At 69.3% G+C, this 22266-nt stretch carries 20 protein-coding genes and 1 pseudogene; 12 read left to right on the forward strand and 9 right to left on the reverse strand.

The features are described 5' to 3' along the window. Positions 1–122: 122 nt before the first annotated feature. Positions 123–362, forward strand: a pseudogene (locus AJAP_RS44945) (ion channel); the annotation flags it as partial. An 87-nt stretch (positions 363–449) separates the two neighbouring features. Here AJAP_RS44945 and AJAP_RS31785 read toward each other — a convergent pair. After that, positions 450–1757, reverse strand: coding sequence for an MFS transporter (locus tag AJAP_RS31785; RefSeq protein ID WP_038518317.1), 1308 nt, complete (start codon positions 1755–1757; stop codon positions 450–452). A gap of 140 nt (positions 1758–1897) precedes the next feature. Between AJAP_RS31785 and AJAP_RS31790 the strand changes: the two genes are divergently transcribed. The 4 genes from AJAP_RS31790 (at position 1898) to AJAP_RS31805 (ending at position 7771) form a co-directional block, all read left to right on the forward strand. Beyond that, positions 1898–3712: a glycoside hydrolase family 15 protein gene (locus tag AJAP_RS31790; protein WP_038518319.1), complete on the forward strand. Its 1815-nt coding sequence runs from the start codon at positions 1898–1900 to the stop codon at positions 3710–3712. An 18-nt stretch (positions 3713–3730) separates the two neighbouring features. Beyond that, complete coding sequence (locus AJAP_RS31795; RefSeq protein ID WP_038518322.1) at positions 3731–4609, forward strand: helix-turn-helix domain-containing protein; 879 nt, start codon at positions 3731–3733, stop codon at positions 4607–4609. 160 nt (positions 4610–4769) lie between these two features. Then, the gene (locus AJAP_RS31800; RefSeq protein ID WP_038518325.1) at positions 4770–6950 is read left to right on the forward strand and encodes an RICIN domain-containing protein; all 2181 of its coding nucleotides are present in this window, start codon (positions 4770–4772) and stop codon (positions 6948–6950) included. A gap of 152 nt (positions 6951–7102) precedes the next feature. Then, a complete protein-coding gene (locus AJAP_RS31805; protein ID WP_038518328.1) occupies positions 7103–7771 on the forward strand; it encodes a hypothetical protein in 669 nt (222 codons plus the stop codon). A gap of 217 nt (positions 7772–7988) precedes the next feature. Here the strand turns inward: AJAP_RS31805 and AJAP_RS31810 are convergent, their stop codons facing one another. Then, on the reverse strand, positions 7989–8285 hold the full coding sequence (locus AJAP_RS31810) for a DUF1540 domain-containing protein (RefSeq protein WP_016331847.1): 297 nt from the start codon (positions 8283–8285) through the stop codon (positions 7989–7991). Positions 8286–8369: 84 nt separating this feature from the next. Further along, a complete protein-coding gene (locus AJAP_RS31815; protein WP_038518331.1) occupies positions 8370–9326 on the reverse strand; it encodes an alpha/beta hydrolase in 957 nt (318 codons plus the stop codon). Between the two features lie 80 nt (positions 9327–9406). On the opposite strand from AJAP_RS31815, the gene AJAP_RS31820 reads away from it, so the two are divergent. After that, positions 9407–10552, forward strand: a complete 1146-nt coding sequence (locus AJAP_RS31820) for a hypothetical protein (protein WP_038518334.1) — start codon at positions 9407–9409, stop codon at positions 10550–10552. Positions 10553–10565: 13 nt separating this feature from the next. On the opposite strand, the gene AJAP_RS31825 is transcribed toward AJAP_RS31820, so the two are convergent. Both AJAP_RS31825 and AJAP_RS31830 read right to left on the reverse strand, forming a co-directional pair. After that, positions 10566–11462: a PDR/VanB family oxidoreductase gene (locus AJAP_RS31825; protein ID WP_202965596.1), complete on the reverse strand. Its 897-nt coding sequence runs from the start codon at positions 11460–11462 to the stop codon at positions 10566–10568. Positions 11463–11466: 4 nt separating this feature from the next. Next, the gene (locus tag AJAP_RS31830; protein ID WP_038518337.1) at positions 11467–12096 is read right to left on the reverse strand and encodes an MSMEG_1061 family FMN-dependent PPOX-type flavoprotein; all 630 of its coding nucleotides are present in this window, start codon (positions 12094–12096) and stop codon (positions 11467–11469) included. A 67-nt stretch (positions 12097–12163) separates the two neighbouring features. Here AJAP_RS31830 and AJAP_RS31835 point away from each other — a divergent pair, with 67 nt between their 5' ends. After that, entirely contained in the window at positions 12164–12781 is a 618-nt protein-coding gene (locus AJAP_RS31835) for a TetR/AcrR family transcriptional regulator (RefSeq protein ID WP_038518340.1), read from the forward strand. A gap of 41 nt (positions 12782–12822) precedes the next feature. After that, a complete protein-coding gene (locus AJAP_RS31840) occupies positions 12823–13065 on the forward strand; it encodes a hypothetical protein (RefSeq protein ID WP_228694666.1) in 243 nt (80 codons plus the stop codon). A 1-nt stretch (position 13066) separates the two neighbouring features. Here the strand turns inward: AJAP_RS31840 and AJAP_RS31845 are convergent, their stop codons facing one another. Continuing rightward, positions 13067–13882 carry an oxidoreductase gene (locus AJAP_RS31845; RefSeq protein ID WP_038518346.1) on the reverse strand — a complete coding sequence of 272 codons (816 nt, stop codon included), beginning with the start codon at positions 13880–13882 and terminating at the stop codon, positions 13067–13069. Between the two features lie 121 nt (positions 13883–14003). Between AJAP_RS31845 and AJAP_RS31850 the strand changes: the two genes are divergently transcribed. Continuing rightward, positions 14004–14678 carry a GbsR/MarR family transcriptional regulator gene (locus AJAP_RS31850; protein ID WP_038518350.1) on the forward strand — a complete coding sequence of 225 codons (675 nt, stop codon included), beginning with the start codon at positions 14004–14006 and terminating at the stop codon, positions 14676–14678. 47 nt (positions 14679–14725) lie between these two features. On the opposite strand, the gene AJAP_RS31855 is transcribed toward AJAP_RS31850, so the two are convergent. Further along, entirely contained in the window at positions 14726–15544 is an 819-nt protein-coding gene (locus tag AJAP_RS31855; RefSeq protein WP_038518352.1) for a peptidoglycan-binding domain-containing protein, read from the reverse strand. A 255-nt stretch (positions 15545–15799) separates the two neighbouring features. Here AJAP_RS31855 and AJAP_RS31860 point away from each other — a divergent pair, with 255 nt between their 5' ends. The 3 genes from AJAP_RS31860 to AJAP_RS31870 all read left to right on the forward strand — a co-directional run bounded on the left by AJAP_RS31860 (position 15800) and on the right by AJAP_RS31870 (position 20591). Beyond that, complete coding sequence (locus AJAP_RS31860) at positions 15800–16561, forward strand: NBR1-Ig-like domain-containing protein (protein WP_038524283.1); 762 nt, start codon at positions 15800–15802, stop codon at positions 16559–16561. A gap of 320 nt (positions 16562–16881) precedes the next feature. Beyond that, the gene (locus tag AJAP_RS31865; RefSeq protein ID WP_038518355.1) at positions 16882–17433 is read left to right on the forward strand and encodes a YbhB/YbcL family Raf kinase inhibitor-like protein; all 552 of its coding nucleotides are present in this window, start codon (positions 16882–16884) and stop codon (positions 17431–17433) included. A 32-nt stretch (positions 17434–17465) separates the two neighbouring features. After that, a complete protein-coding gene (locus AJAP_RS31870) occupies positions 17466–20591 on the forward strand; it encodes a BTAD domain-containing putative transcriptional regulator (protein WP_038518358.1) in 3126 nt (1041 codons plus the stop codon). Here AJAP_RS31870 and AJAP_RS31875 read toward each other — a convergent pair. After that, entirely contained in the window at positions 20575–21318 is a 744-nt protein-coding gene (locus AJAP_RS31875; protein WP_038518361.1) for an ABC transporter permease, read from the reverse strand. The genes AJAP_RS31870 and AJAP_RS31875 overlap by 17 nt on opposite strands. Next, positions 21315–22247, reverse strand: a complete 933-nt coding sequence (locus AJAP_RS31880; RefSeq protein ID WP_038518364.1) for a daunorubicin resistance protein DrrA family ABC transporter ATP-binding protein — start codon at positions 22245–22247, stop codon at positions 21315–21317. Before AJAP_RS31880 ends, AJAP_RS31875 begins: the two co-directional genes overlap by 4 nt. Positions 22248–22266: the final 19 nt, after the last annotated feature.

The raw sequence follows: 22266 nt of genomic DNA on the forward strand, positions 1-22266 counted from the left end.
TCACCGCGTTGCTGTGCCTGTACTACCTGCTCCCCGTCGACCAAGGGCTGCGTCCCTGGACCGTGGCCGCCTTCGCCTGCGGCCTCGCGATCGTGGTGCTGGTCGTCGTCGGCGAGGTGCGGATGATCCTGCGCTCGCCGTTCCCCGCACTGCAGGGGATCCAGGCGCTGGCCTTGGTCGTGCCGCTGTTCCTGCTTCTGTTCGCCGACGTCTACTACGTGCTCGGGCAGGACCGGCCCGGCTCGTTCGGCACGGAGCTGACGCGAACCGACGCCCTGTACTTCACGGTCACCATGTTCACGACGGTCGGTTTCGGGGACATCGCGCCGGTTTCGGCGACGGCGCGGATCCTCGTGATGATCCAGATGGTGGCGAACCTGCTGGTGCTGAGCATCGCCCTGCGGGTGATCGTGACCGCCGTGCGGCACCGGCGTTCGTCCACAGTGGACCTATCGCGCGGGCAGCAGCACCGCGGCGATCAGGCCGATCACCCCGGCCGCGGTCATCGTCGCGAGTGCCAAGGCGAAGCCGTGGCCTGCCGCCCCGGCCAGCACGGAACCCGCGAGCGCCGTCCCCACCGAAGAACCCAGGTTGGACACACCGCGCGAGACCCCCGAGATGTCGCCCTGGGCCGCGTCCGGGCTGCGCGACTGGACCAGGTTCACCGACGCCGTCAGCATGATCCCGACCCCGGCACCGAGCAGGAACAGCCCGGGAACGGCACTCGCCACCCCTGAATCCGCCCGCACCAGCAGGAGTACGAGCAGCAGCCCGGCGATGGCGAGCACGAAACCACCGCGGATCAGACGGCGTTGCGCGTGCCGCCGGGCCATCCGTCCCGCGGCCGCCGAAGCGGCGAGGATGCCGATCGTGGCGGGTGTCAGCGTCAGCCCGGTTTCGACGGCGTCGTACCCGCGGGCCTGCTGCAGGAAAACGGCGATCACGAAGAACGAGCCCTGCAGCATCAGCCATTGCACGTGCTGGGTGATCAGGCCGAGCCGGGTGACGCGGTCGCGGAAGAGCGCGGGGGACACCAGCGGTTCGCGGCCGCCCCGTTCCCGTGCGCGGATGTGGAAGTGGAAGGCGACAAGGATCGCGGCGCCGAGTCCGATGAGGAGCCAAGCCGGACGCAGCACACCGGCCACGACGAAGAACAGGCCCGCCGCCGAAAGCACCGCACCGCCGACGTCGAACGGGGTGCGGGCGGGGGTTTCCGGCGGCTCCGCGATCCGCAGCGCCAGCAGGACGATCACACCGACGATCAGCACCTGGAGGAGGAACGAGGACCGCCAGCCCAGCCACGTCGTGATCAGCCCGCCGAGGAGCGGACCGGCGGCGGCACCGAGCGCGCCCGCGCCGGAGACCACGCCGAACCGGCGGGCCCTGGTCTCGACGTCGGGACTGGCGACGGTCACCAGGATGTAGATCGGCGGGATCATCAGCGCCGACCCGATGCCCTGCAGCAGGGAATACCCCAGCACCAGCGCCACCGGCCCGTGCGCGGCCGAGGCGAGCAGCGCGCCCGCGCCGTAGACGGCGAGGCCGGCGACGAAACACCGCTTGCGCCCCAGGACGTCGGTCAGTTTGCCGCCGGGCACCATCAGCGTCGCCATGGTGAGGGTGAACAACGTGATCGCCGTCTGGACGCCGAGCACCGTGGTGCCGAGGTCGGCGGCGAGCACGCTCACGGCCACGGTCATCGTCGTCGCCGCGTAACTGGCGACGAACTGGGCGAGGGCCAAGGGCGGCACGAGCATCGGCGTGGCCTTCCGGTCGGGGGTTGCCGCACACGGTGTCGTGGCCACCACCGGGCCACCTCACCCCGGGCGGATGAGGCGGCGCCCACCCGTCCGGACGACGGTGATCACCGACCGCACCCGATGCCCGAGGAGGCGCCATGCCCGAAACCGCGATCGCCGACCACGGCCTGATCGGCGATCTGCAGACCGCCGCGCTGGTCACCACCGACGGGTCGATCGACTGGTTCTGCAGTCCGCGTTTCGACGCGCCGTCGGTCTTCGGCGCGCTGCTCGACGACGAACGCGGCGGCCGGTTCCGGATCCGGCCGAGCGGGCCGCATACGAGCAGGCAGATGTACCACCCGGACACCGCGGTCCTGATCACCCGGTTCTCCGGCGCGGACGGGATCGGCGAGGTGGTCGACTTCATGCCCCCGTGTGACGGCGCCGCGACCGCGCGGCATCGGATCGCCCGTCTCGTGCGCTGTGTCCGGGGGAGCATCACCTTCGACATGGTGGTCGCGCCGCGATTCGACTACGGCCGTCGTCAGCACGAGGCGATCCCGTTCGGGCACGGCGTCGTCTTCGTGTCGAGCGAACTGTCGCTGACGTTGCACCCGGTCCGCGAACCCGGCGACGAGCACCTCGCCGAGACGCGGCTCGAAGGCGGCGACGCGCATCTGCGGCTGAGTCTCACAGCCGGGCAGGTCCGGGGCGTCGTCCTCGAGACCGAAACCGCGGAACCGCCGCGGGAGATCCGGCTCCGCGAGTTCACCGCCCTGTTCGACGGCACGGTGGGCTGGTGGCGTTCGTGGCTGGCCCGCTCCACCTACCGCGGCCGCTGGCGCGAGATCGTGACCCGCTCGGCGATCACCCTGAAACTGCTCACCTACCGGCCGACCGGCGGGCTGGTCGCCGCGCCGACCCTCGGGCTGCCGGAGGAACTCGGCGGGGAACGGAACTGGGACTACCGCTACACCTGGGTGCGGGACGCGTCGTTCTCGGTCTCCGCGCTGCTGGCGCTCGGTTTCACCGAAGAGGCCGCCCGCTTCGGCGGCTGGCTGGGCGACCGGATCCGCGAAGGCGGCACCGGGGACGGCGGGCCGTTGGCCGTGCTCTACCGCGTCGACGGCGCGACGGATCTCCGCGAGGAGGACCTCCCGCACTGGTCCGGCTATCGCGGGTCGAGCCCGGTCCGGATCGGCAACGACGCGGCCGGGCAGCTGCAACTGGACATCTACGGCGAGGCGATGGACAGCGTCTACGCCGCCGACCGGGCGGGTTTCGAACTGCCCCATCGCGGGTGGACCGCGGTCCGCGCGGCGCTCGACTGGCTCGGCGAACACTGGGACCAGCCGGAAGAGGGCATCTGGGAGACCAGGGGCGGCCGCCGGTCCTTCACCTACGGCCGGTTGATGAGCTGGGTCGCCTTCGACCGCGGCCTCCGGATGGCGAGCACCCACGGCCGTCCCGCCCCGGTCGAGGACTGGACGTGGCAGCGCGACAGCATCTACGACCAGATCCTGAACCAGGGCTGGCACCGGACGAGACAGGCGTTCGTCCAGCACTACACCGGCGACGAACTGGACGCGTCGCTGCTGCGGATGCCCCGCACCGGCTTCCTCCCTTCGCGGGATCCGCTCTGGCTCTCGACACTCGACGCGATCGGGAAGGATCTGGTCGTCGACAGCCTGGTGCACCGGTACGACCCGGCCGCGACCCCGGACGGCCTGGCGGGCACGGAAGGCACTTTCTCCTTGTGCAGCTTCGCTTACGTCGACGCGCTGATCCGGGCGAGCAGGCTGGACGAGGCGCGGGCGGCGTTCGAGAAGATGCTGACCTACGCCAACCACGTCGGCCTCTACGCCGAGGAGATCGCGCCCAGCGGCGAGCAGCTCGGCAACTTCCCGCAGGCCTTCACCCATCTCGCGCTGATCGACGCGGCGGTCACCCTCGACGCCGCTTTGGGCTGATTGCGCGAAGATGCGGGGATGGGTTACCGGACCTGGATGCGGTACTTCACACCGTCCGCCGTTCACCGACGGCTGGGCCTGGTGTGCCTCGGGGTCGGGCTGCAGCACGGCGTCCTGCCCGCCGTCGGGCCGCGGGTGCTCGACCATTACGTGGCCGTGGTGGTGTCCAAGGGGCGCGGGTGGTTCGCCGTGACGGGCGGGGAACGGCAGGAGGTCGTCGCGCCCGCGCTGCTGTGGCTCGTCCCCGGGGTCGGGCACCACTACGCGCCCGACCCCGGGCACGGCTGGGAAGAATGCTTCGTCGACTTCGACGGCAGCGCCGTGGACGCCTATGTCGAACTCGGTTACGTCACGCCTGGGACGCCGGTGGTGCCGCTGGGCGACGTCGAGGCCGTGCGCGACATCGTGAGCCGGATCGTGCGCTGCGCGCGCGGCGGCAGCCCGCTCGCCCAGGTCGACGCTTCGGCGGCCGTGCATCATCTGCTGGTGGCGTTGCGGCGGGCCGCCGACAGCACTCCCGACGACGGCCCTCTGCTGGAGGCGCTGGCGCAGGACGCCCTGCTGCCGCTCAGCGTCGCCGAGATCGCGGCCCGCCGTGGCATGACCCTGCCCGAACTCCGCACCGCCGTGCGCCGGAGCACCGAGACCGGGCTGAAGGATCACCTGCTGACCCTCCGCCTCAACCGCGCCAAGGAACTCCTCGCCACCACACGGATGCCGGTGCAGGAGGTGGCGCAGGCGATCGGTTACGAGGACGCCGCCTACTTCAGCAGGCTCTTCACCCGCCGGGTCGGTGTCTCTCCGGCACGCTTCCGCGAGTCGCGCGTCCAGGCCGTCCCCGGCGGCTGGAGTTCGCGCGTTCCCCCGGCCGACGACCCGCCGTTGGTACCCGACTGACCGCCTTGGACTTCCGCACCGGACCGCTTGGACTTTCCGCGCACTAAGTGCATGACCAACGCTTGAAGTTGACTGAAAGCGTTGACTTACGCGCAATAACGTTCATAACATCGGCGACCGCCCCGCCAACTGTGGTGCGGGTCACCCTTGGGAGAGAGTCATGCGGACCCTGCCTCTTCTCGGCGCCGCGGCCTTGGCCGTGGCGGCGACCACGGTGGTACCGGTGTCGTCCGACGCCGCGCCGCCGGACGCGACGTACACCATCACGGTCGACGCCAAGAAGTCGTTCAGCCCGACCACCGACACCCCGGCGAGTACCTATGTCGACAAGGACGGCACGTTCTACTTCCAGCAGGCGGCCGCGCTCTACGGTGCGGATCAGCCGCGGGAATGGGACTTCTACAGCGGACGCGATTTCGACAGCTTCACCAAGAATCCGATCAGCTCGGCGGTGAACCCGGCGAATCCCGCCGACCGCAACGACGACACCACCTGGCGCTGCAACAACAGCCCCACCGGCAAGGAATCCACCGATCCGCCCGCCGGGTCGGGTTATTCGCAGCGCAATTTCTGCGACCTCGTCGGCACGTGGGTCGATCCGGACACCGGCGACTGGTACGGCCTGATCCACAACGAGTTCACCCCCGAGCCGTTCGGCGCGTACTCGTTCTCCCATTACGACGCGATCGACATGGCCGTCTCGAAGGACCAGGGCAAGACCTGGACCATCAAGGATCACGCGATCACTTCGCCGTACAGCACCAAACGCGGTGACACGGCGGCGTTCCCGCATCAGACGTTCGACTACGGCGACGGCGACCCACGCCTGTTCGTCGACACCGCCTCCGGCTATTTCTACGTCTACTACGGCTCGCGCATCGTGCCGAAGGCTGGAGCCGGCGGCCCGATGACCGGGCTGGCGCACGTCGCCCGTTCGCCGATCTCGGCCAAGATGGCGTCCGGCTCGTGGCAGAAGTGGTTCGACGGCGGCTGGAGCCAGCCCGGCGTCGGCGGCCGCGAGAGCAACATGGTCCCCGTGTCCGCCGCGGGCGACACCGGCTACACGCCCGTCGCGGACGACTACGACCCGGCCAACACCGGCAACGTCACCCAGCAGATCGCCGCGGGACAGCTGCCGAAGAAGTCCGACCTGTTCATCATGAACATCGCCTACAACGCGCATCTCGGGCTCTACATCGGCGCCCCGGAGGCCGTGGACAGCGTCGTGCCCCAGCGCTATTACGTGACCGACGACCTGACGACGCAGAAATGGCGTCTCATCGGCGACACCGGGAGCTACACCAACCAGTCGTGGTACCGCTGGTTCGTCGACGCGGCGAACAAGACGAACTCGACCATCATCGGCAAGCAGTTCCGGTCGTACTGCGCGGTGGCCTGCTCGAACAACGCGGGCGGCGAGTACACCACGCAGACCATCACTTCGTCGGCGCCCGCACCGTCCCCTGTGGACACTTCGCGCAAGTACCGGATCGGTCTCGGTGACGGCCGGGTTCTCGCGCAGGGCACCGGAACCGCGACGACGTCGGTCGCGGCCACGACCGGATCCGACCGCGAAGCATGGCAGTTCTCCTCGGACGGCGACGGCTCGTACCGCATCGCCAACGCCGCCACGGGCCAGCTCCTCGGCGTCGACGCCGTGCAGGCGGGCCGGGCGTGGGGCGCGAAACCGACCGTCACGTCGGCTTCGACGGTCGGGCAGCAGTGGTTCGTCATCCCGTCCACTGTGGACAAGGGAACCTTCCGCCTGGTGAACCGGTACAGCGGCCTCGTGCTCGGCCTGTCCGGCAAGACGTCACGCCTGGCGGAGACCACCCCGCTGCGGTCTTGGACCGACACCACCGGGAACGCCGTCGGCGGCGGCCGGACCGCGGCCGAACAGACACTGAAGTTCACCGACGCCGGCGCGGGCACCCTCGACGGCGTCCACACCCTGGCCGCGTCCGGCAAGAACCTCGACGACCCGGACTCGTCGACCGCCTCCGGAACCCCGCTGGTCACCTGGACGCCGAACCAGGGCGCCAACCAGAAGTGGCTGTTCACCCGCCAGTCCGACGGTTCCTACACGCTGACCAACGCGCATTCGAAACTCTGCGCCGACGTCGAAGGCGGGGCCACCACCGCGGGCGCGCGCGTCATCCAGTGGACGTGCACCGGCGGGGCCAACCAGCGCTGGAACGCGACGAAACAGCCCAACGGCGCCTACAAGATCGCCAGTGTCCGCTCGGGTCTGCTGCTGACCACGGCGTCCACTTCGGACGGTGCGGCCGTGACACAACGGGCCGACACGGGCTCCGCGCTGCAAGCGTGGGCCATCGGCTGATCCCGCGTGGCCCGCTCCTTCAGGGGCGGGCCACCGGGTTGCGTTTGTGTGGCACATCACACTCTCACTGCACGTCCATGATCCGCAACCGTCTCCCTTCATGAGAGCACTTTCGGTGAAAAGTTCACCGGGAGCGTTGGAGGGAGAGCACCATGAAGCACACCGGCATCATCCGCACCACCACCATCACCGGCGTCGTCGCGGCGCTGAGCCTGGCCGCCATCGTCCCGGCGCTGGCGAGCCCGGCTTCCGCCGACCCGGTCACCACCGTGGCCGACCTCGACGGCGACGGGGAGATCGAGACCGTCACCGCGCAGCTCACCGGCCCCGACGACCAGGTCATCTCGGCCACCGTGCAAGGCACCTTCACGTCGATCCACCTCGGCGCCGACAACTCCGTCCCGCTCGAGGCCCCGCGCGTCACCGACCTCAACGGCGACGGCCGCGCGGAACTGATCGTCACCCAGTCCGTCGGCGCCAACACCACGTTCTTCACCGCGCTGCACTACGACGGCCGCAACCTCGCCCAGGTCGTCGGCGACGACGACAAGCCGCTGTCGGTCGCCGAAGGCGGTGGCATCGCCGCCCACCTGGGTTACCAGTGCACCCCGCTCGACGGCGGCGGCCGCAGCTTCGAAACCGTCGCGGCCGAGGCCGACGACGTCGGCGCCGACCCGCTCACCTACTCGGGCACGCGCACCGTCTACACCCTTCGCGACGGCGCGCTGACCACGCAGAAGACCATCCCGATCACGAGCCGTCCGGTGACCGACCCGGTGCTGGGCACCGACGCCGCGAGCTGCGACCAGCCCGGCGCCTGACGGCCCGTGCTCCGGCACGGAACTCGCGTGATCGGGAGCCGAACTCACGTGATCGAAGCCGGAACTCACGAGTTCCGCTTTCCATCACGCGAGTTACGTCTTCAATCACGCGAGTTCCGGGTTGAGTCGATGCCGCCGAGCACGTCGCGAAAGCCACTTTCGGGACGTCTGATGTCCCGAAAGTGGCTTTCGCGACATGAACTCCGCCCCTAAGCGACTAAGGAGCGTAGGTCAGACAGTTGGCGGCATGGTCACCCTCGCCCGGTCCCACCCGGACACTCGACGCGGTGCATTCCAGAGCGGAATTGTGGCGGCAGTCGGACCGGGAGCAGGCGCCCACCTGAGCGGTCACTCGATCGAGTCCGCCCTTGGTATTGAGCGGGACGAACGTTCCGCAATCGGCCGAACCATTGCCGCCGCCCACCGTGATGGCGAAAGCGTGACAGCCGTCGTGGTTGTACGAACATCCGCTGACCGTGCATTCGTGGACGGCGGGCATTTCGGTGGTGGTCATAACGACTCCTGTACTTCGTGGTGGTGGTGTCGTTCGGTATGACCAGGGTTACACCGGCCCGGTGCGGCGGCAATTCGGGGAAATTCATTCACGTCCGGCGAGCAGCCGGTCCAGCCAGGAATCGCGGGCGGCGAGACACGATCGGGCGACGGCCGTTTCCGGTGCGAGATCGTAAAAGCCATGGAACGCGCCGCCCCAGACGTGCAATTCCGCCTCTCCCCCGGCCGCCCAGATCGCGCTCGCGTAGGCCACGGCCTCGTCGCGGAACACCTCGGCGGCGGCGACGTCGATGAACGTCGGCGGCAGTCCGCCGAGATCCGTCGCGCGGGCCGGAGCGGCATACGGCGAGACGTCGGGGCCGCCTCGCCGATCGCCGAGGACCATCGTCCACGCCGTCAGGTTGCTCGTCCGATCCCAGACGCCGACGCCGTCGTACCGGCGCGCGGACCCGGTGTCGTTCCGGTCGTCGATCATCGGGCACTGGAGCAACTGGCCGCACAGCGCCGGCCCGCCGCGGTCGCGCGCCAGGAGCGTGACCCCGGCGGCCAGGCCGCCTCCGCCGCTGCCGCCGAAGATGACCAGCTTGCCCGGGTCGAAGCCCAGCTCGTCCGCGTGCGCGGCCATCCACTCCAGGCCGGCGTAGCAGTCCTCCACCGGCACCGGATCCGGATGTTCGGGCGCGCGGCGGAATTCGACGGTGACCGCGACGGCGTCGTGCTTCATCGCCCATTCGACGAGCGGCCCCACCGACGCGAACCGGTCGCCCATCACCATTCCGCCGCCGTGCACGTGGTAGATCCCCGGCCCGCCGCCGCGATGATCCCGGCGCGCGATGACCGAAACGGTGATCTCCGCGCCGCCGTATCCGGGGATCGTGTGATCGGTCCAGGTGACCGGGCGATCGCCGATCTGTTCTTCGATCGTCGGGAACGGCAACGCCCGGTACCGCTCCAGCTGATCCGCCGTCATACCGACCGGCACGTTCCCCTTCAACGCGGGCAGGACGGCTGCGAGTTCGGGATCGTATGCGGGTTCCACCATCCGCGTGAGCCTAGCCAGCGGGCGCCGACGATCCGTATACGTCGGCTCTGGCAGTCTTGCGGTGACATAAGGGGGCGGCCATGGCCGGTTGGTCGGCGATAGCGGGCACGCACAACTACGCGGTCCCCGACAGGGTGAGCGCCGAAGCGTTGACCGAAGCTCTGGCCGAGTACGGCTTCGCGATGGTCGTGGCACGCCCGGCGCAGGCCGAGGGCTGGATCGTGTGCGCGTTGGACGAGGGCCCGTATCCGGTCGACGTCCAGGGACATCGGACCATCGACGCCGTCGGCAAGGCCGCTGCCCGCCTGGCGCGTGGCTTCGGCGGATACCGACAAGGTGGCAGCCGATGCGACCCCGGCATGCTCACGCATTTCCGGAACGCGCCGATCGTGCGCACCAACCCCGGTGCGCGGCCGCCTGTCCCCACCGTCGTGATCGCGCCCGCGCCTCCGTCGTACGCCCTGGAACTGACTCCGGATCCCGTCTCCGACGCACACGCCGATCCGAGCGGGCTGGACGAGATCGAATGGAGCGAGCTCGACCATGCCCACGGTCCGGCGGAGGACATTCCCGAGCTGATCCGGGCGCTCGCGCGAGACGACGACAACTGGGATGCACTCCTCGACGAACTCTTCGGCGACAACCTGCTTCACCAGGGGAGCTGCTATTCCGCGACAGCCCCCGCGCTGCCGTTCGTCGGCCGGTTGATCACCACAGGCGGCCTCCGTGCCTCCCGGCGGCTCGACCTCTACACATGGCTGGTCACAGCGGCGGATTGCCTTCCGGCCGGCGTCCTCGCCGACGCCGAACCCGCGTCCGTGCGGGGACGGGCCCCCGACGCGGCTCCGTGGACACCGGACGTGCACATCGCCGTCGGCGAGCAACTTCCCGCGCTCCTGACCCGGTGGGAGGCCGAACCACCCGCGACCCGATACGTACTCGCCTGCCTTGCCGCCCTCTATCCCGATCAAGGACGGCGGATGGTCGAGGACGTGGCCGCGATGGCGACGCGCTACGCCGGCCACCGTCCCGGGGAGTATCTGCGAATCGCCGAAGCGCTTTTGCGTGGCGAAGACACGCGGGCCCTGACGATCGCCGAGCAGATCTTCGGCTGGGACGAAGACCTGGACGCGGACTGGCTCGACGCCCCGAACGTCACCGACGCGTTCAGGGCCGGACACGTCCTTGCCGACGGAACCCTGCGCATCGTGAGCAATACGGCGTAGCGCCTACGCCGGGTCAGAGGTCGACGTCCAACCGCGAAGACGCACGCGAAACACAGCAGTACATCCGCCCGTCCGGCGCGCCGATGTCGTCGCGGTGCTCCGGTTCCCCACCGACGACGCGGATCTCGCAACTCCCGCAAACGCCTTCGCGGCACCCGGACGGGATCCGGAACCCAGCGTGGTTCAAGGCATCCAACAACGACTCCTCCGCGGCGACCGACACCGTCCGGCCGGAACGGACGCAGTGCACGTCGAACGGCACATCGGGCGCGAATTCCTTGGCAACCGGCCGAAACCGTTCGAGGTGCAGGCGGTGCGCGGGGAACGCCGCCTCGGCCGCGTCGAGCATCGACGCGGGGCCGCAGCAGTAGACCAGCGCGTCCGGGCCGAGTCCGGCCGCCAACGCGGCGAAATCGGGTCTGCCGTCCGTGTGCAGGCGCACCCTGTCGCCGTACGCCGCCTTGAGTTCGGCGGCGAACGGCATGGTCGCTTCGGACCTGCCGACGTACACCAACCTGGCCGAGTCACCCGCCGCCGCGAGCATCGGCACGATGGGCGTGATGCCGATCCCGCCCGCGATGAACAAATACTCCGGGGCGGGCAGCAACGGGAAGTTGTTGCGCGGCAACGAAACATCGAGGGTGCGGCCCGCGCGCAGGAACAGGTGGACGTATTCCGAACCGCCCCGGCTCAGCCGGTCGTGGCGGACGGCGACCCGGTAGCCACCGCGATCGGCCGGGTCCCCGCACAGGGAATACTGCCGGGTCAGCCAATTCGGCAGGGACAGATCGACATGCGCGCCCGGCTCCCAGGGCGCCAACGGTCCCTCGGCGCCGCACAACACCAGCGAGACGACACCATCGGCCACCGGTTCCACGCGGTCGAGAACGGTCTTCTGCGTCAACGGGATCACCTCAGTACAACTGCCGGTAGCCGGTTTCGAGCATGGTCTGGAGTACCTCGGGATCGACGCCGGGACCCATCTGCTCGGCGGCGACCTCGCCGACGGACGGCAATTCGTCCGCCAGCGCCTGACTCGCGGGATCCCAGAGCCGGGACCGGATCAGCGCGCGGCCGCAGTGGAAGAAGGTCTCCACCACGTCGACGATGATCGCCAAGACCGCCGGTTTGCCTTCGGTGCGCATCCTGGCGAGCACGTCCGGCTCGTCGGTGGGATAGGCGCGACCGTTGACCCGGAACACCTCCCGCACGCCGGGGACCACGAACATCAGGCCGATCCCGTCGTTCTCCGCGAGATTGCGGAACGAGTCGGCGAGTTTGTTGCCCGGCCGGTCGGGAATCGCCAGGGTGCGCTCGTCGAGCACCTTCACGAAGCCGGGGTAGTCGCCGCGCGGCGAGCAGTCGGGCAGGCCCGTCGCGTCCGACGTCGCCATCGCCACGAACGGGGCATGGGCGATGAACCGGTGGCCGTGCCGGTCGATCCGGTCGTGGACCTTGGCCCTGATCATGGCCTCCGGCTCCCCCAGCCGGGCACGGACCTCTTCGGGCGACAGCCTGCGCGGACGCGTATCAGTGCTGGTCATGGCACAATTATGAGCAATTGTTCAGCCCGCTCGCTACTCGCTTTCACGCCGCTTCACCGGGAGTGTCATGACGTCGGAGCAACGACGGCTTCAGCCACGTAAACAGCCTCGCCAGGTCCGGGCCGAGCTCACCAGGCAGCGCATCCTCACGGCGGCTGCTCACGTTTTCGCCGAGTACGGGTACGCCGCGGGGACGACGAACCGGATCGCCGAACGGGCCCGGATCTCGATCGGTTCGCTGTATCAGTACTACCCGAACAAGGACGCGATCCTGGCCGAGTTGCTGACCCGCCACCTCGACGGCGACCGGACCACCGAGACGCTGCGCCGGTACAAGGAATCACCGGAACCGCTCGAAACCGTCATCCGGGCTTTCGTGCGCACGGTGATCGAGAACCATCTCGACGATCCGCGGCTGCTACAGATCATGATCGAGCAGGCGCCCCGTTCCGGCGAACTGCTGGAACGGATCACCCGGCTGGAATGGGAGATGATCGGCGACCTGCGGGAACTGCTCCACGGCCATCCCGAAGTCCGCGTGCGGGACAAGGACACCGCGGCCCGGCTCGTCGCGTCGACCGTGGAGCTCACCGTGCACCAGCTCATCGCCTCGCCGGGCTCCATCGACGTCACGCGGCTCGAGAACGAGCTCGTGGCGATGATCACCGGTTACCTCCGCGCCTGATTTCCGGGGGTTGACCAGGCGATGAGCGGGTATTCACCGGTGTGAGCCGACTTGGGGACAGCGTGCGCGGCCTCACCGCCCGGTGGCGGCGGCGAGGGGGCGCACTCGCGCTGATCTGGACATTGATCACCTTCGGCCTGGTCACGATGCTGTGGGTGTCCGGCTTCCGCGCGTGGCCGGTGTACCTGACCGCGGCACCGGGCGCCGTCGTCACCGTCCTGCTGTGGATCGGTGTCGCGCGCACTCGCCACCGGAGGGTCGTCGAGAAACAGCCGAGCGGTTGAGCTACTTCGTCGCGCGCATGGCCAGCTGGTCGAATTCGCGATCCGGCAGCGTCCTGTTGAGCTCCAGGAGCTGCTCGGCGAGGTGACCGACGGCGTACCGCGTCTCCGGCTTCTCGGCTTCGATGGCGCTGCGGATGGCGCCCACGACGACGGAAGGGTCGGAGCCGTCGCTGAGCCCGGTTTCCCCGTGCCGCGCCATGGCTTCCGCCATCTCGCGATAAGCCCCGTGGCCGGAATTCTCCCGCAACTGCGCGGAAGTCTGGTCCTCGAACTCGGTTTTGATGATGCCCGGCTGGATGATGACGACGTCGATGCCGAACGGCTCGACCTCCATCCGGAGCGTGTCGGAGAAGGCTTCGAGCGCGTGCTTCGACGCGTAGTACCAAGCGCCGAACGGCAAGGAGATCTCGCCGCCGATCGACGAGACGTTGACGATCGTGCCGGATCGCCTGCTCCGCATGGCAGGCAGGACGAGTTGAACGAGCCTGGCGGGCGCGAGGAGATTGACTTCGAGCTGGTCGCGCGCGCTGTCGAGCGGCACGTCCTCGACGGCGCCGTGCAGCACCGTCCCCGCGTTGTTGACCAGGACGTCGATTCGTTGCCGCTCGTCGAGAACGGTGCCGACCGCTCGGCGGAGATCGTCCTCGTTCCGAGCGTCCATCTTGAGCACCTGGCCGCCCGCCGCGCGGAGGTCGTCCATCTTCTCCACACGCCTCGCGGCGCCGTAGACGATGTGCCCGGCGCGCAAGAGTTCCAGCGCGGTGGCGTGGCCGATCCCCGACGAAGCTCCGGTGACCAGGCATACCTTGGCCGTCATCCCGGGTGCACCTCCTGATTTCTTCGCTTACAAAGAAACCGTAGGCTCGTTTTTCCTATTCCTGCAACACAGAACCTAGAATCGATGCAATGACCATGCCACTGAATGCACCGGAGGACAGGTGCCGGGAAACCGTTTGACCCACGACGAGCGCGAGCGGATCGCGTCGGGACTGTCGGCGGGGCTCGCCTACGCCGAAATCGCCCGCCGGATGGAACGCCCCAAATCGACCGTGATCCGGGAAGTGGCGCGCAACGGCGGCGCCCACGGTTACCGGGCGGATCAGGCGCAGCAGGCGACGCGATGGCGGGCGCGCCGCCGCAAACCCGGCCCGCCGCCGGAAACCGCGCAGCCCCCGGAAACGCTGCGCGACTTCGAAACCGAATTCGCCGAAACGATGGCCGCGACCGGCGTCCCGGTCATGATGGCCAGGGTCCTGGCGTGCCTGTTCACCGCGGACACCGGTGGCGGTACCGCCGCCGAACTGGTCGCCAGGCTGGAGGTCAGCCCCGCGTCGGTGTCCAAGGCCGTCGGCTGGCTCGAACAACGCGGCCTGATCACTCGTGAGCGTGAGGGCAGGCGGCAGCGATATGTCATCGACGACGACTTCGGCTACCGCGCATGGCAGACGAGCCTCGAAGCGATGACCCAATGGGCTGAAGTCACCCGGCGAGGTGCCGCCCTGCTCGACGGCCCGGCGGGCGCCCGGCTGGACGCCACCAGCCGGTTCTTCCGGCATCTGCGCAAGGACATGAGCGAAGCGGCCGAACACTGGCGCCGGACCGGCCCGCGCTGACGGGGCGGGCGACCGAAGCCGCCCGCCCCGTCCGGAACGCCGTGGCGTCACCCACGCTTGAATTCCTCCCAGGTCACCTTCTTCACCTTGGGGCCGTCGTCCTTGGCGTGGCTCGCCAACCCGTTGAGGCCCTTGAAGTAGTCACCGGCCTGGGCCTGCGCCTGCGGCGACATGTCGGTGTCGCTGATCGCGATGCCGTGGATGTGCTCCACCCAGTCGCCCTGGCTCGGCGTGCGGTGCCACGCGGCGAACCCGACCTCGCGCAGTGCCTTCACCGCGGCGGTCTTGTTCGAGATGTTGTTCACCGAGATGTCGACCGCGCCGCCGCCGTCGTGCGTACCGCCCGAAGCGCCCACCCCGCCGGCGTTGTACGAGCCCTGCGTGATGGTGAACTTGACCCCGGCCTTCTTCTCCGCGGCCGCGATCATGTCGGCCGTGCGCTTGTTGACCGTCTTGCCGTCCAGGCTGGTCTTCGAGCCGACGCCGATCGGCGCGGTCACCGTGTAGCGGCCCTTGCCCAGTTCGGTCAGCGAGCCCTTGCCCGGCAGACCGCTCGCGGCGAGGCCGCTGTGGCCCAGCGACTTCTGGTACTTCTGGTAGGCGGTCACCGTCGAGGTGCCGAAGTGCCCGTCGACCTGCTTCTTGTCGAGCAGGTTCTTCGCGGCCAGCGCCTGCTCGACCACCTTGACGCTCTCCCCGGAGCCCGGCGTGATCGACTGGTCGGCCTTGTACGGATCCCACATGGCCGCCTTGACCACGGCCTCCATGTTGACCGAGGGTGCGGCCACCGCGGGCTGTGCCGCCGTCATCCCCAGCGTGGCCCCGGACAGAGCGGCGAACATCGCGGCGGTTGCCACCTTGCGCATGACTGCTCCTTCACTCGATGGCTGCTCCCCGTGAGCAGCTCGGGACCGACACTGGCCCGGAAGCGGTGTCACCCGGAACCGCCTGTACGGAACGTCTGACGTCAAAAACCGCAGGTTGACAGCGTTTGACAGCGCGCGCGGCGGCCCGATCCCGCTGGTCGGCGCGGCGATCCGGACACTCTTCGCGATATAGTCACCAAGCCGCGAAGAGTGACGAAAAGCGTTGTCACGTTGGACACGATCGCGAGGGGGAGCGTGCCGGAACCGCGAACAGGAGAACGGGCACCGGAGCTCGAAGCGTTCATGGAGGAGCTGCGGAAGCTCCGGACGCGAGCCGGGGAGCCGTCCTTCCGGAAGATGGCCGCGAAGTCCGGCGCGGTGTCCCACGCGACCCTGCACCTCACCGTCACCGGCAAGCGGTTGCAGCCGTGGGAGACGGTCCGGGAGTTCGTCCGCGCCTGCGACGGTGACGAAGAGGAATGGCACGCCCGATGGCAGGGTGTCCAGCTCGTGCTCGCCGCCGACCGCGAACCGGATCCCGCGCCGCGGTCGCGGTCCAAACTCCTCCTGGTGACGCTCGCCCTCGTCGCCGTCGCCGCGATCGCCGCCGTCGTGGTCGTCCTGCTGCCGGACGCGAAGGACCCGTCCGTGCCGCCCCATCCCGGTGACGCGAGCAAGTTCGTCGCCGACGTCACCATCCCCGACGACACCGTGGTCAAACCGGGCAGCCAGTTCGTGAAGGTGTGGGAGCTCAAGAACACCGGCACCGTCGAATGGCGGAAGCGGTATCTGCGCCGCACCGACCTCCCGGTCGCGCCCGGTGCCTGCCGCACCCCGGACCGGATCCCGGTCAACGACACCGCCCCGCAGGGGAACGTGCAGGTGACGGTCACCGTGAGCGCCCCGCCGACCGCGCCCGCCGACTGCAAGGTCTTCTGGAAGATGGTCGACGAGGAGAACCGGGAACTGTTCCCGGCCAGCAGGCCGATCTACTTCTCGGTGCTCGTGCGCGCCTGAGCCGTTTTCACGTGATTGAAAGCGGAACTCGCGTGATTGAAGGCGGAACTCGCGTGTCCGGACGGCGATCACGCGGCGGATCTGGTTCCCGGCGTGTTCGCCTCCCAATCACGCGAGTTCGCCTCCCAATCACGCGAGTTCGCCGTTCAATCACGTGAGTTCCGCCTCTGATCACGCGTGAGACGCGCCTGAGCCCGGGGAAAACACCTCGTTCGGCCGGAAAAGTGCGCTAGCCGCCGCTTTCCGGGCTCCCTACGCTGAATTCCGCGCACGAGAACCACAAACGGCCTCGGGAGACTCCAGTGAGAGCAACGAGAATCGTGTTCTGCGCCCTGTTCGCCCTCGGCGCCGCCTGCCTTTCCCCCGCGGCGTCGGCGGCGCAAAACGCGTTCACCCTGTCCAGCACCGCGTTCGCCAACGGCGGCCTCATGCCCAAGGTGCACGAGTGCACCAGCGGCGGCGGGAACGATCCGGCCAAGAAGAACGAGTCGCCGCCGCTGGCCTGGTCGGGCGCTCCCGCCGCGGCGAAGAGCTACGCGATCGTCATGCGCGACCTCGACAACGCCAACCTCATCCATTGGGTCATCTACGACATCCCGGCGTCCACGGCCTCGCTCCCCCAGAACGTCCAGCACGTCTACCGGCCGCCGGTCCCCGCCGGCTCCAGGCAGGTCTACTACCGCGGCAGCGCCAGTCTCTACGGCTACCAGGGCCCGTGCTCGCCCTCGACCGTGAACACCTACGAATTCGTCGTGCACGCCCTCGACCGGGCGTCGCTCACCGGCCTGAACTCAGGTTCGTCGACACAGGCCGCCGCCAGGGCGATCACTGCGGCTTCGATCGGTTCGGCGAGGATCACCGGCGAGTCGTAAGTCCCCTGGTCACCCGTGGCAAAATCGGCCCAATGCGGATCGGGATGCTGGGGCCCTTCGAGGTGCACACGGACGACGGCGGGCTCGCCGACGTGCCGGGCGCGCGGCTGCGCGGGCTGTTGATCGCCCTCGCGCTCGAGCCGGGCCGTGTGGTCCCGAAAGCGACGCTCGTCGACTGGATCTGGGGCGAGCAGCCCCCGGCCGACGCGACGAACGCCTTGCAGCGCTTGGTTTCCCGGCTGCGGAAGGTGCTCCCGGACGGCGTCGTCGAGGGTCAGACCGATGGCTACCGGCTGAAGGTGGCGCCCGAAGACGTCGACGCCGTGCGTTTCGAGCGGCTCATCGAGCAGGCTCGCGGCGACGAGGAGCCGAGGCGGCTGCGCGAGGCGCTCGGGCTGTGGCGCGGGGCGGCCATGCAGGACGTCGGCCTGCAGGACAGCGGCGCGTTCGACGCCGCGGTCACCCGGCTCGAAGGGCTTCGCCTGACGGCGTTGGAGGACCGGTTCGACGCGGAACTCGACCTCGGGCACGGCGCGAACCTGGTCACCGAGCTGACCGATCTGGTGGCCGCGCACCCGCTGCGCGAGCGGCTCGTCGCCGCGTTGCTGCGGGCCCTCGCGGCGACCGGCCGTGACACCGAAGCGCTGCTCGTCTACCAGCGCACGCGGGAAGCACTGGCCGACGCGCTCGGCGTCGATCCCTCGCCGGAACTGTCCGCGGTGCACGTCCAGCTGCTGCGGGGCGAGCTGGGACGGCGCGAGGAGAACCGCAAGACCAACGTGCGCGCCGAGCTGACCAGCTTCGTCGGCAAGGACGACGACGTCGCCAAGGTCCGCGAGCTCGTCGCCGAGCGCCGGCTCACCACCCTGATCGGGCCCGGCGGTTCGGGGAAGACCAGGCTGGCCACGGAAACCGCGCGCGCCGTGCTCGGCGACCTCCCGGACGGGGCGTGGCTGGTGGAGCTCGCGGCCATCGGCCCGGATGATGACGTAGCTCAAGCGACGCTCGCGGCGCTGGGCCTGCGGGACGCGCTGCTCGGCGACTCGTCGAACGCCGAACCCGCCGAGCGGGTCGTCGCCGCGATCCGCGACCGGGAAGTCCTGCTGATCCTGGACAACTGCGAGCACGTGATCGAGGCGGCCGCGGCCTTCGCCCATCGGGTGCTCGGGGAATGTCGTCGTCTCCGGATCCTGGCGACGAGCCGGGAGCCGCTCGGCATCACCGGCGAGACGTTGTGGCATGTCGTGCCGCTGGCCGTCCCGGACCGGCACGCCGCCCCCGGCGAGATCGAGTCCTCCCCCGCCGTCCGGTTGCTGCGGGACCGGGCGAGCGCGGTGCGCAAGGATTTCGTGGCCGACAAGACCACTCTCGACACGATGGCGCGCGTGTGCCGGATCCTGGACGGGATGCCGCTGGCGATCGAGCTGGCCGCGGCCAGGCTGCGCACGATGTCCGTCGAGCAGCTCGCGAACCGGCTCGACGACCGGTTCCGCCTGCTCACCGGCGGCAGCCGGACCGCGCTGCCCCGGCACCGGACGTTGCGCGCCATGGTCGACTGGAGCTGGGAGCTGCTGTCCGACGCCGAACGGACGGTCTTGTGCCGTCTCTCGGTGTTCTCGGGCGGGGCGAGCCTGGAAGCGGCCGAGCGGGTCTGCGTCAGCGAGGCCGTCGAGGAGTACGAGGTCCTCGAACTGCTCACCGCGCTGACCGAGAAATCGCTGCTGGTCTCCGCGGGCGACGAGGCTCCGCGCTACCGGATGCTCGGCACGATCAAGGAGTACGCCGCGCAACGGCTCGCCGAGGCGGACGGAACGCTGCTGGCACGCCACGCGCATCTCGCGTATTTCACCGGCCTCGCCGAGGCCGCCGAGCCGATGCTCCGCCAGGCCGAGCAGCTGGAATGGCTCGCCAAGCTCAACGCCGAGCACGACAACATCACCGCGGCGATGCGCGGCGCCCTCACGGCGGGCGAAGCGCCGGAAGCGATGCGGCTCGCGGCGGCCTGTGGCTGGTACTGGTGGCTCAGCGGGCACCGCACGGAAGGCATGGAGCTGGTCAGCGCGGCCGTCAAAACGCCGGGCGAGGTGCCGGAAGAGATCGCGGCCGTCGTGTACGGGCTCGTCTCACTCTTCGTGAGTTCCGGTTTCGCCGACGAGCACACCGCGGCGAAGTGGATCCACGAGTCGTACCGGCTGGGCACGCGCACCGAGAAGAAGCATCCGCTGCTGGGCCTCGTCGTCCCGCTGGAACGCATGCTGGCCGGAGACGAGGCGCTGTCCGCGTGGGAACCGGTGCTGGCGGACGAAAACCCTTGGGTCCGCGCGCTGGGCAGGCTGCACCTCGGCAAGATGCGCGTCTCGCTCGGCCATCCCGGCCGGGAGGCGGACGAATATCTCGAGGGGGCGCTCAGCGAGTTCCGGGCCATCGGGGAACGGTTCGGGATCTCGTTCGCCCTGACCGAACTGGCGGACCGGCTCGCCACGCGCGGCGAGTTCGCCACCGCGTGCGAGTACTACGAACAGGCGGTCACGGTGGTGACCGAGGTCGGTTCCGTCGAGGACCTGATCCGGCTGCGGTCGCGACAGGCACAGCTGTTCTGGCTGATGGGCGACGAGGAGGCCAGCGCCGCCGCCGCGGCCGATGCGGAACGGCGCGCCGAGCGGGTCACCTGGCCGGGTGCCCTGGGCATGTTCGCCCTCTCGCAGGCGGAACTCCTCCACTGGCGTGGCGAAACCGAGGAAGCGGCGAAGCAGCTCGACTTCGCGACGACCGTGATGGGCGACGAAGCGGGATTGGGACACGTCCGCGCCATCACCCACGACCTTCGCGGTTACTTCACCGACGATCTCGGCCGGTCCCGTGAACACCGGCAATCGGCCTATCAGGCGGCGAGTGAAGTGCAGTACCAGCCCTTGATCGCCCACGTGCTCGTCGGCATCGCGGATCTGGCCCTGCGCCAAGACGATGCCGAGCAGGCCGCGCGGCTGCTCGGGGCGGCCGACGAACTGCGCGGGCTGCCGGACCGGTCCCGGCCGGACGTGACCCGCATCGATGAGACAGTGCTGCGCCGCCTCGGCGAAGCGAAGTTCGCGGAGGCGGCGCGAGAAGGCGCTGCGGCGGACTGGAAACAGCTGGCCGAGGTCACGCTCGCTTCTTGAACGTCGAGGACGCCCACAGGTATCCGGCGAGCGCGATCCCGGCGCACCAGCCGAGGGCCGGGAGCACGTCGCCCGCGGCGGGTGCCCCGTTGAGAAGCCCGCGCAGGGTCTCGATGATCGGCGTGAAGGGCTGGTACTGGGCGAACTCCCGGAGCCCCGGCCCCATCTTCTCGGCGGGCACGATCGCGCTGCTGAAGAACGGCAGCATGACCAGCGGCACCGAGGCCATTCCCGCGGTTTCCGGGGATTTCGCCGCCAGTCCCAGCGCGACCGTGAGCCAGGCCGCCGCGAAACCGAGCAGGACGACGATACCGACCACGCCGAGCCAGTCGAGGAAACCGGCCGCCGGCGAGAAGCCGAGCAGGAAGGCCACCCCGGTGAGCGCCGCGATGGCGACCAGGTTGGTCAGCACGCTGGCGATGACGTGCCCGGTCAGCACGGCGCCACGGGAGACGTCCATGACCTTGAACCGGTTGATGATGCCCTTGGTCATGTCGGAGTTCACCGCGGTCGCGGTGGCGCCGAGGCCGTAGCAGACGGCCAGCAGCATCAAACCCGGTGTCGCGTAGTCGATGTAGTCGACGCCGACGCTGAACGCGTCCCCGAAGACGTAGACGAACATCAGCATCATCACCACCGGCATCAGGATCGCGTTGAACACCGAGGTCGGGTTGCGGACGAGGTGCTTGAAGTTGCGGCGCAACATCACCGTCGAGGGGGAGTTCATCGGGCTGCCTCCGTGTCGTGGCCGGTCAGGGCGAGGAAAACGTCATCGAGATCAGGGGTGTGGACGGAGAACTCTTCGGCGGCGATCGAGTACTCGTCGAGCCGGTCGAGCAGCGAGCGCAGGGATTTCGTCCCGGTGTCGCTGGGGATCCGCAGGTCGAGTTCCTCGTCGTCGCGAGTGGCTCCGGGGAAGATCCGGGCCGCCGCGTCGAGTTCGGCGACGGTGGTGAAGTGGAGCCGGACGTGCGTGCCGGGCATCCGGCGCTTGAGCTCGGCGGGCGTGCCCTGCGCGACCAGGCGGCCCTGGTCGAGGACCGCGATCCGGTCGGCGAGCTGGTCGGCTTCCTCGAGGTACTGGGTGGTGAGGAAGACGGTCACGCCGCCCGCCACCAGCTCGCGGATGATCGACCACATCGTGCGACGGCTGCGCGGGTCCAGGCCCGTGGTGGGCTCGTCGAGGAAGATGATCCGCGGATCGCCGACGAGCGTCATCGCCAGATCCAGCTTCCGGCGCATACCGCCCGAGTAGGTCGACGCCGGCTTGCGCGCCGATTCCACCAGGTCGAAGCGTTCCAGCAGCTCGGACACGACGTTCTTGCCCGCTTTCCCGCGGCTCAGGTCCACCATCAGCTGGAGGTTCTCCTGGCCGGTCAGCAGCTCGTCGACCGCCGCGAACTGGCCGGTGACGCCGATCGCGGCGCGCACCGCCTTGGCCTCGGTCACCAGGTCGTGGCCCGCGACCTTCGCGGTCCCGCCGTCGGCCTTCATCAGGGTGGTCAGCAGGTTCACCGTCGTGGTCTTCCCCGCCCCGTTCGGGCCGAGCAAGGAGAAGATGGTGCCCGCCTGGACTTCGAGGTCTATGCCGTCGAGCACGACCTTGTCGCCGAAGGTCTTGCGCAGTCCGGAGACCGCGATCGCTGTGTCGTTCATGGGCACCACTTTGGGCGGC

The sequence above is a fragment of the Amycolatopsis japonica genome, assembly GCF_000732925.1.
Lineage (GTDB): Bacteria > Actinomycetota > Actinomycetes > Mycobacteriales > Pseudonocardiaceae > Amycolatopsis > Amycolatopsis japonica.

Bases quoted from the DNA above. Each gene is read 5' to 3' on its own strand.
- AJAP_RS31805 (WP_038518328.1), top strand. From the start codon at position 7,103: ATGAAGCACACCGGCATCATCCGCACCACCACCATCACCGGCGTCGTC.
- AJAP_RS31870 (WP_038518358.1), top strand. From the start codon at position 17,466: ATGCGGATCGGGATGCTGGGGCCCTTCGAGGTGCACACGGACGACGGC.
- AJAP_RS31845 (WP_038518346.1), bottom strand. From the start codon at position 13,882: ATGACGGCCAAGGTATGCCTGGTCACCGGAGCTTCGTCGGGGATCGGC.
- AJAP_RS31835 (WP_038518340.1), top strand. From the start codon at position 12,164: ATGACGTCGGAGCAACGACGGCTTCAGCCACGTAAACAGCCTCGCCAG.
- AJAP_RS31875 (WP_038518361.1), bottom strand. From the start codon at position 21,318: ATGAACTCCCCCTCGACGGTGATGTTGCGCCGCAACTTCAAGCACCTC.
- AJAP_RS31815 (WP_038518331.1), bottom strand. From the start codon at position 9,326: ATGGTGGAACCCGCATACGATCCCGAACTCGCAGCCGTCCTGCCCGCG.
- AJAP_RS31795 (WP_038518322.1), top strand. From the start codon at position 3,731: ATGGGTTACCGGACCTGGATGCGGTACTTCACACCGTCCGCCGTTCAC.
- AJAP_RS31790 (WP_038518319.1), top strand. From the start codon at position 1,898: ATGCCCGAAACCGCGATCGCCGACCACGGCCTGATCGGCGATCTGCAG.
- AJAP_RS31800 (WP_038518325.1), top strand. From the start codon at position 4,770: ATGCGGACCCTGCCTCTTCTCGGCGCCGCGGCCTTGGCCGTGGCGGCG.
- AJAP_RS31820 (WP_038518334.1), top strand. From the start codon at position 9,407: ATGGCCGGTTGGTCGGCGATAGCGGGCACGCACAACTACGCGGTCCCC.
- AJAP_RS31810 (WP_016331847.1), bottom strand. From the start codon at position 8,285: ATGACCACCACCGAAATGCCCGCCGTCCACGAATGCACGGTCAGCGGA.
- AJAP_RS31785 (WP_038518317.1), bottom strand. From the start codon at position 1,757: ATGCTCGTGCCGCCCTTGGCCCTCGCCCAGTTCGTCGCCAGTTACGCG.
- AJAP_RS31830 (WP_038518337.1), bottom strand. From the start codon at position 12,096: ATGACCAGCACTGATACGCGTCCGCGCAGGCTGTCGCCCGAAGAGGTC.
- AJAP_RS31855 (WP_038518352.1), bottom strand. From the start codon at position 15,544: ATGCGCAAGGTGGCAACCGCCGCGATGTTCGCCGCTCTGTCCGGGGCC.
- AJAP_RS31880 (WP_038518364.1), bottom strand. From the start codon at position 22,247: ATGAACGACACAGCGATCGCGGTCTCCGGACTGCGCAAGACCTTCGGC.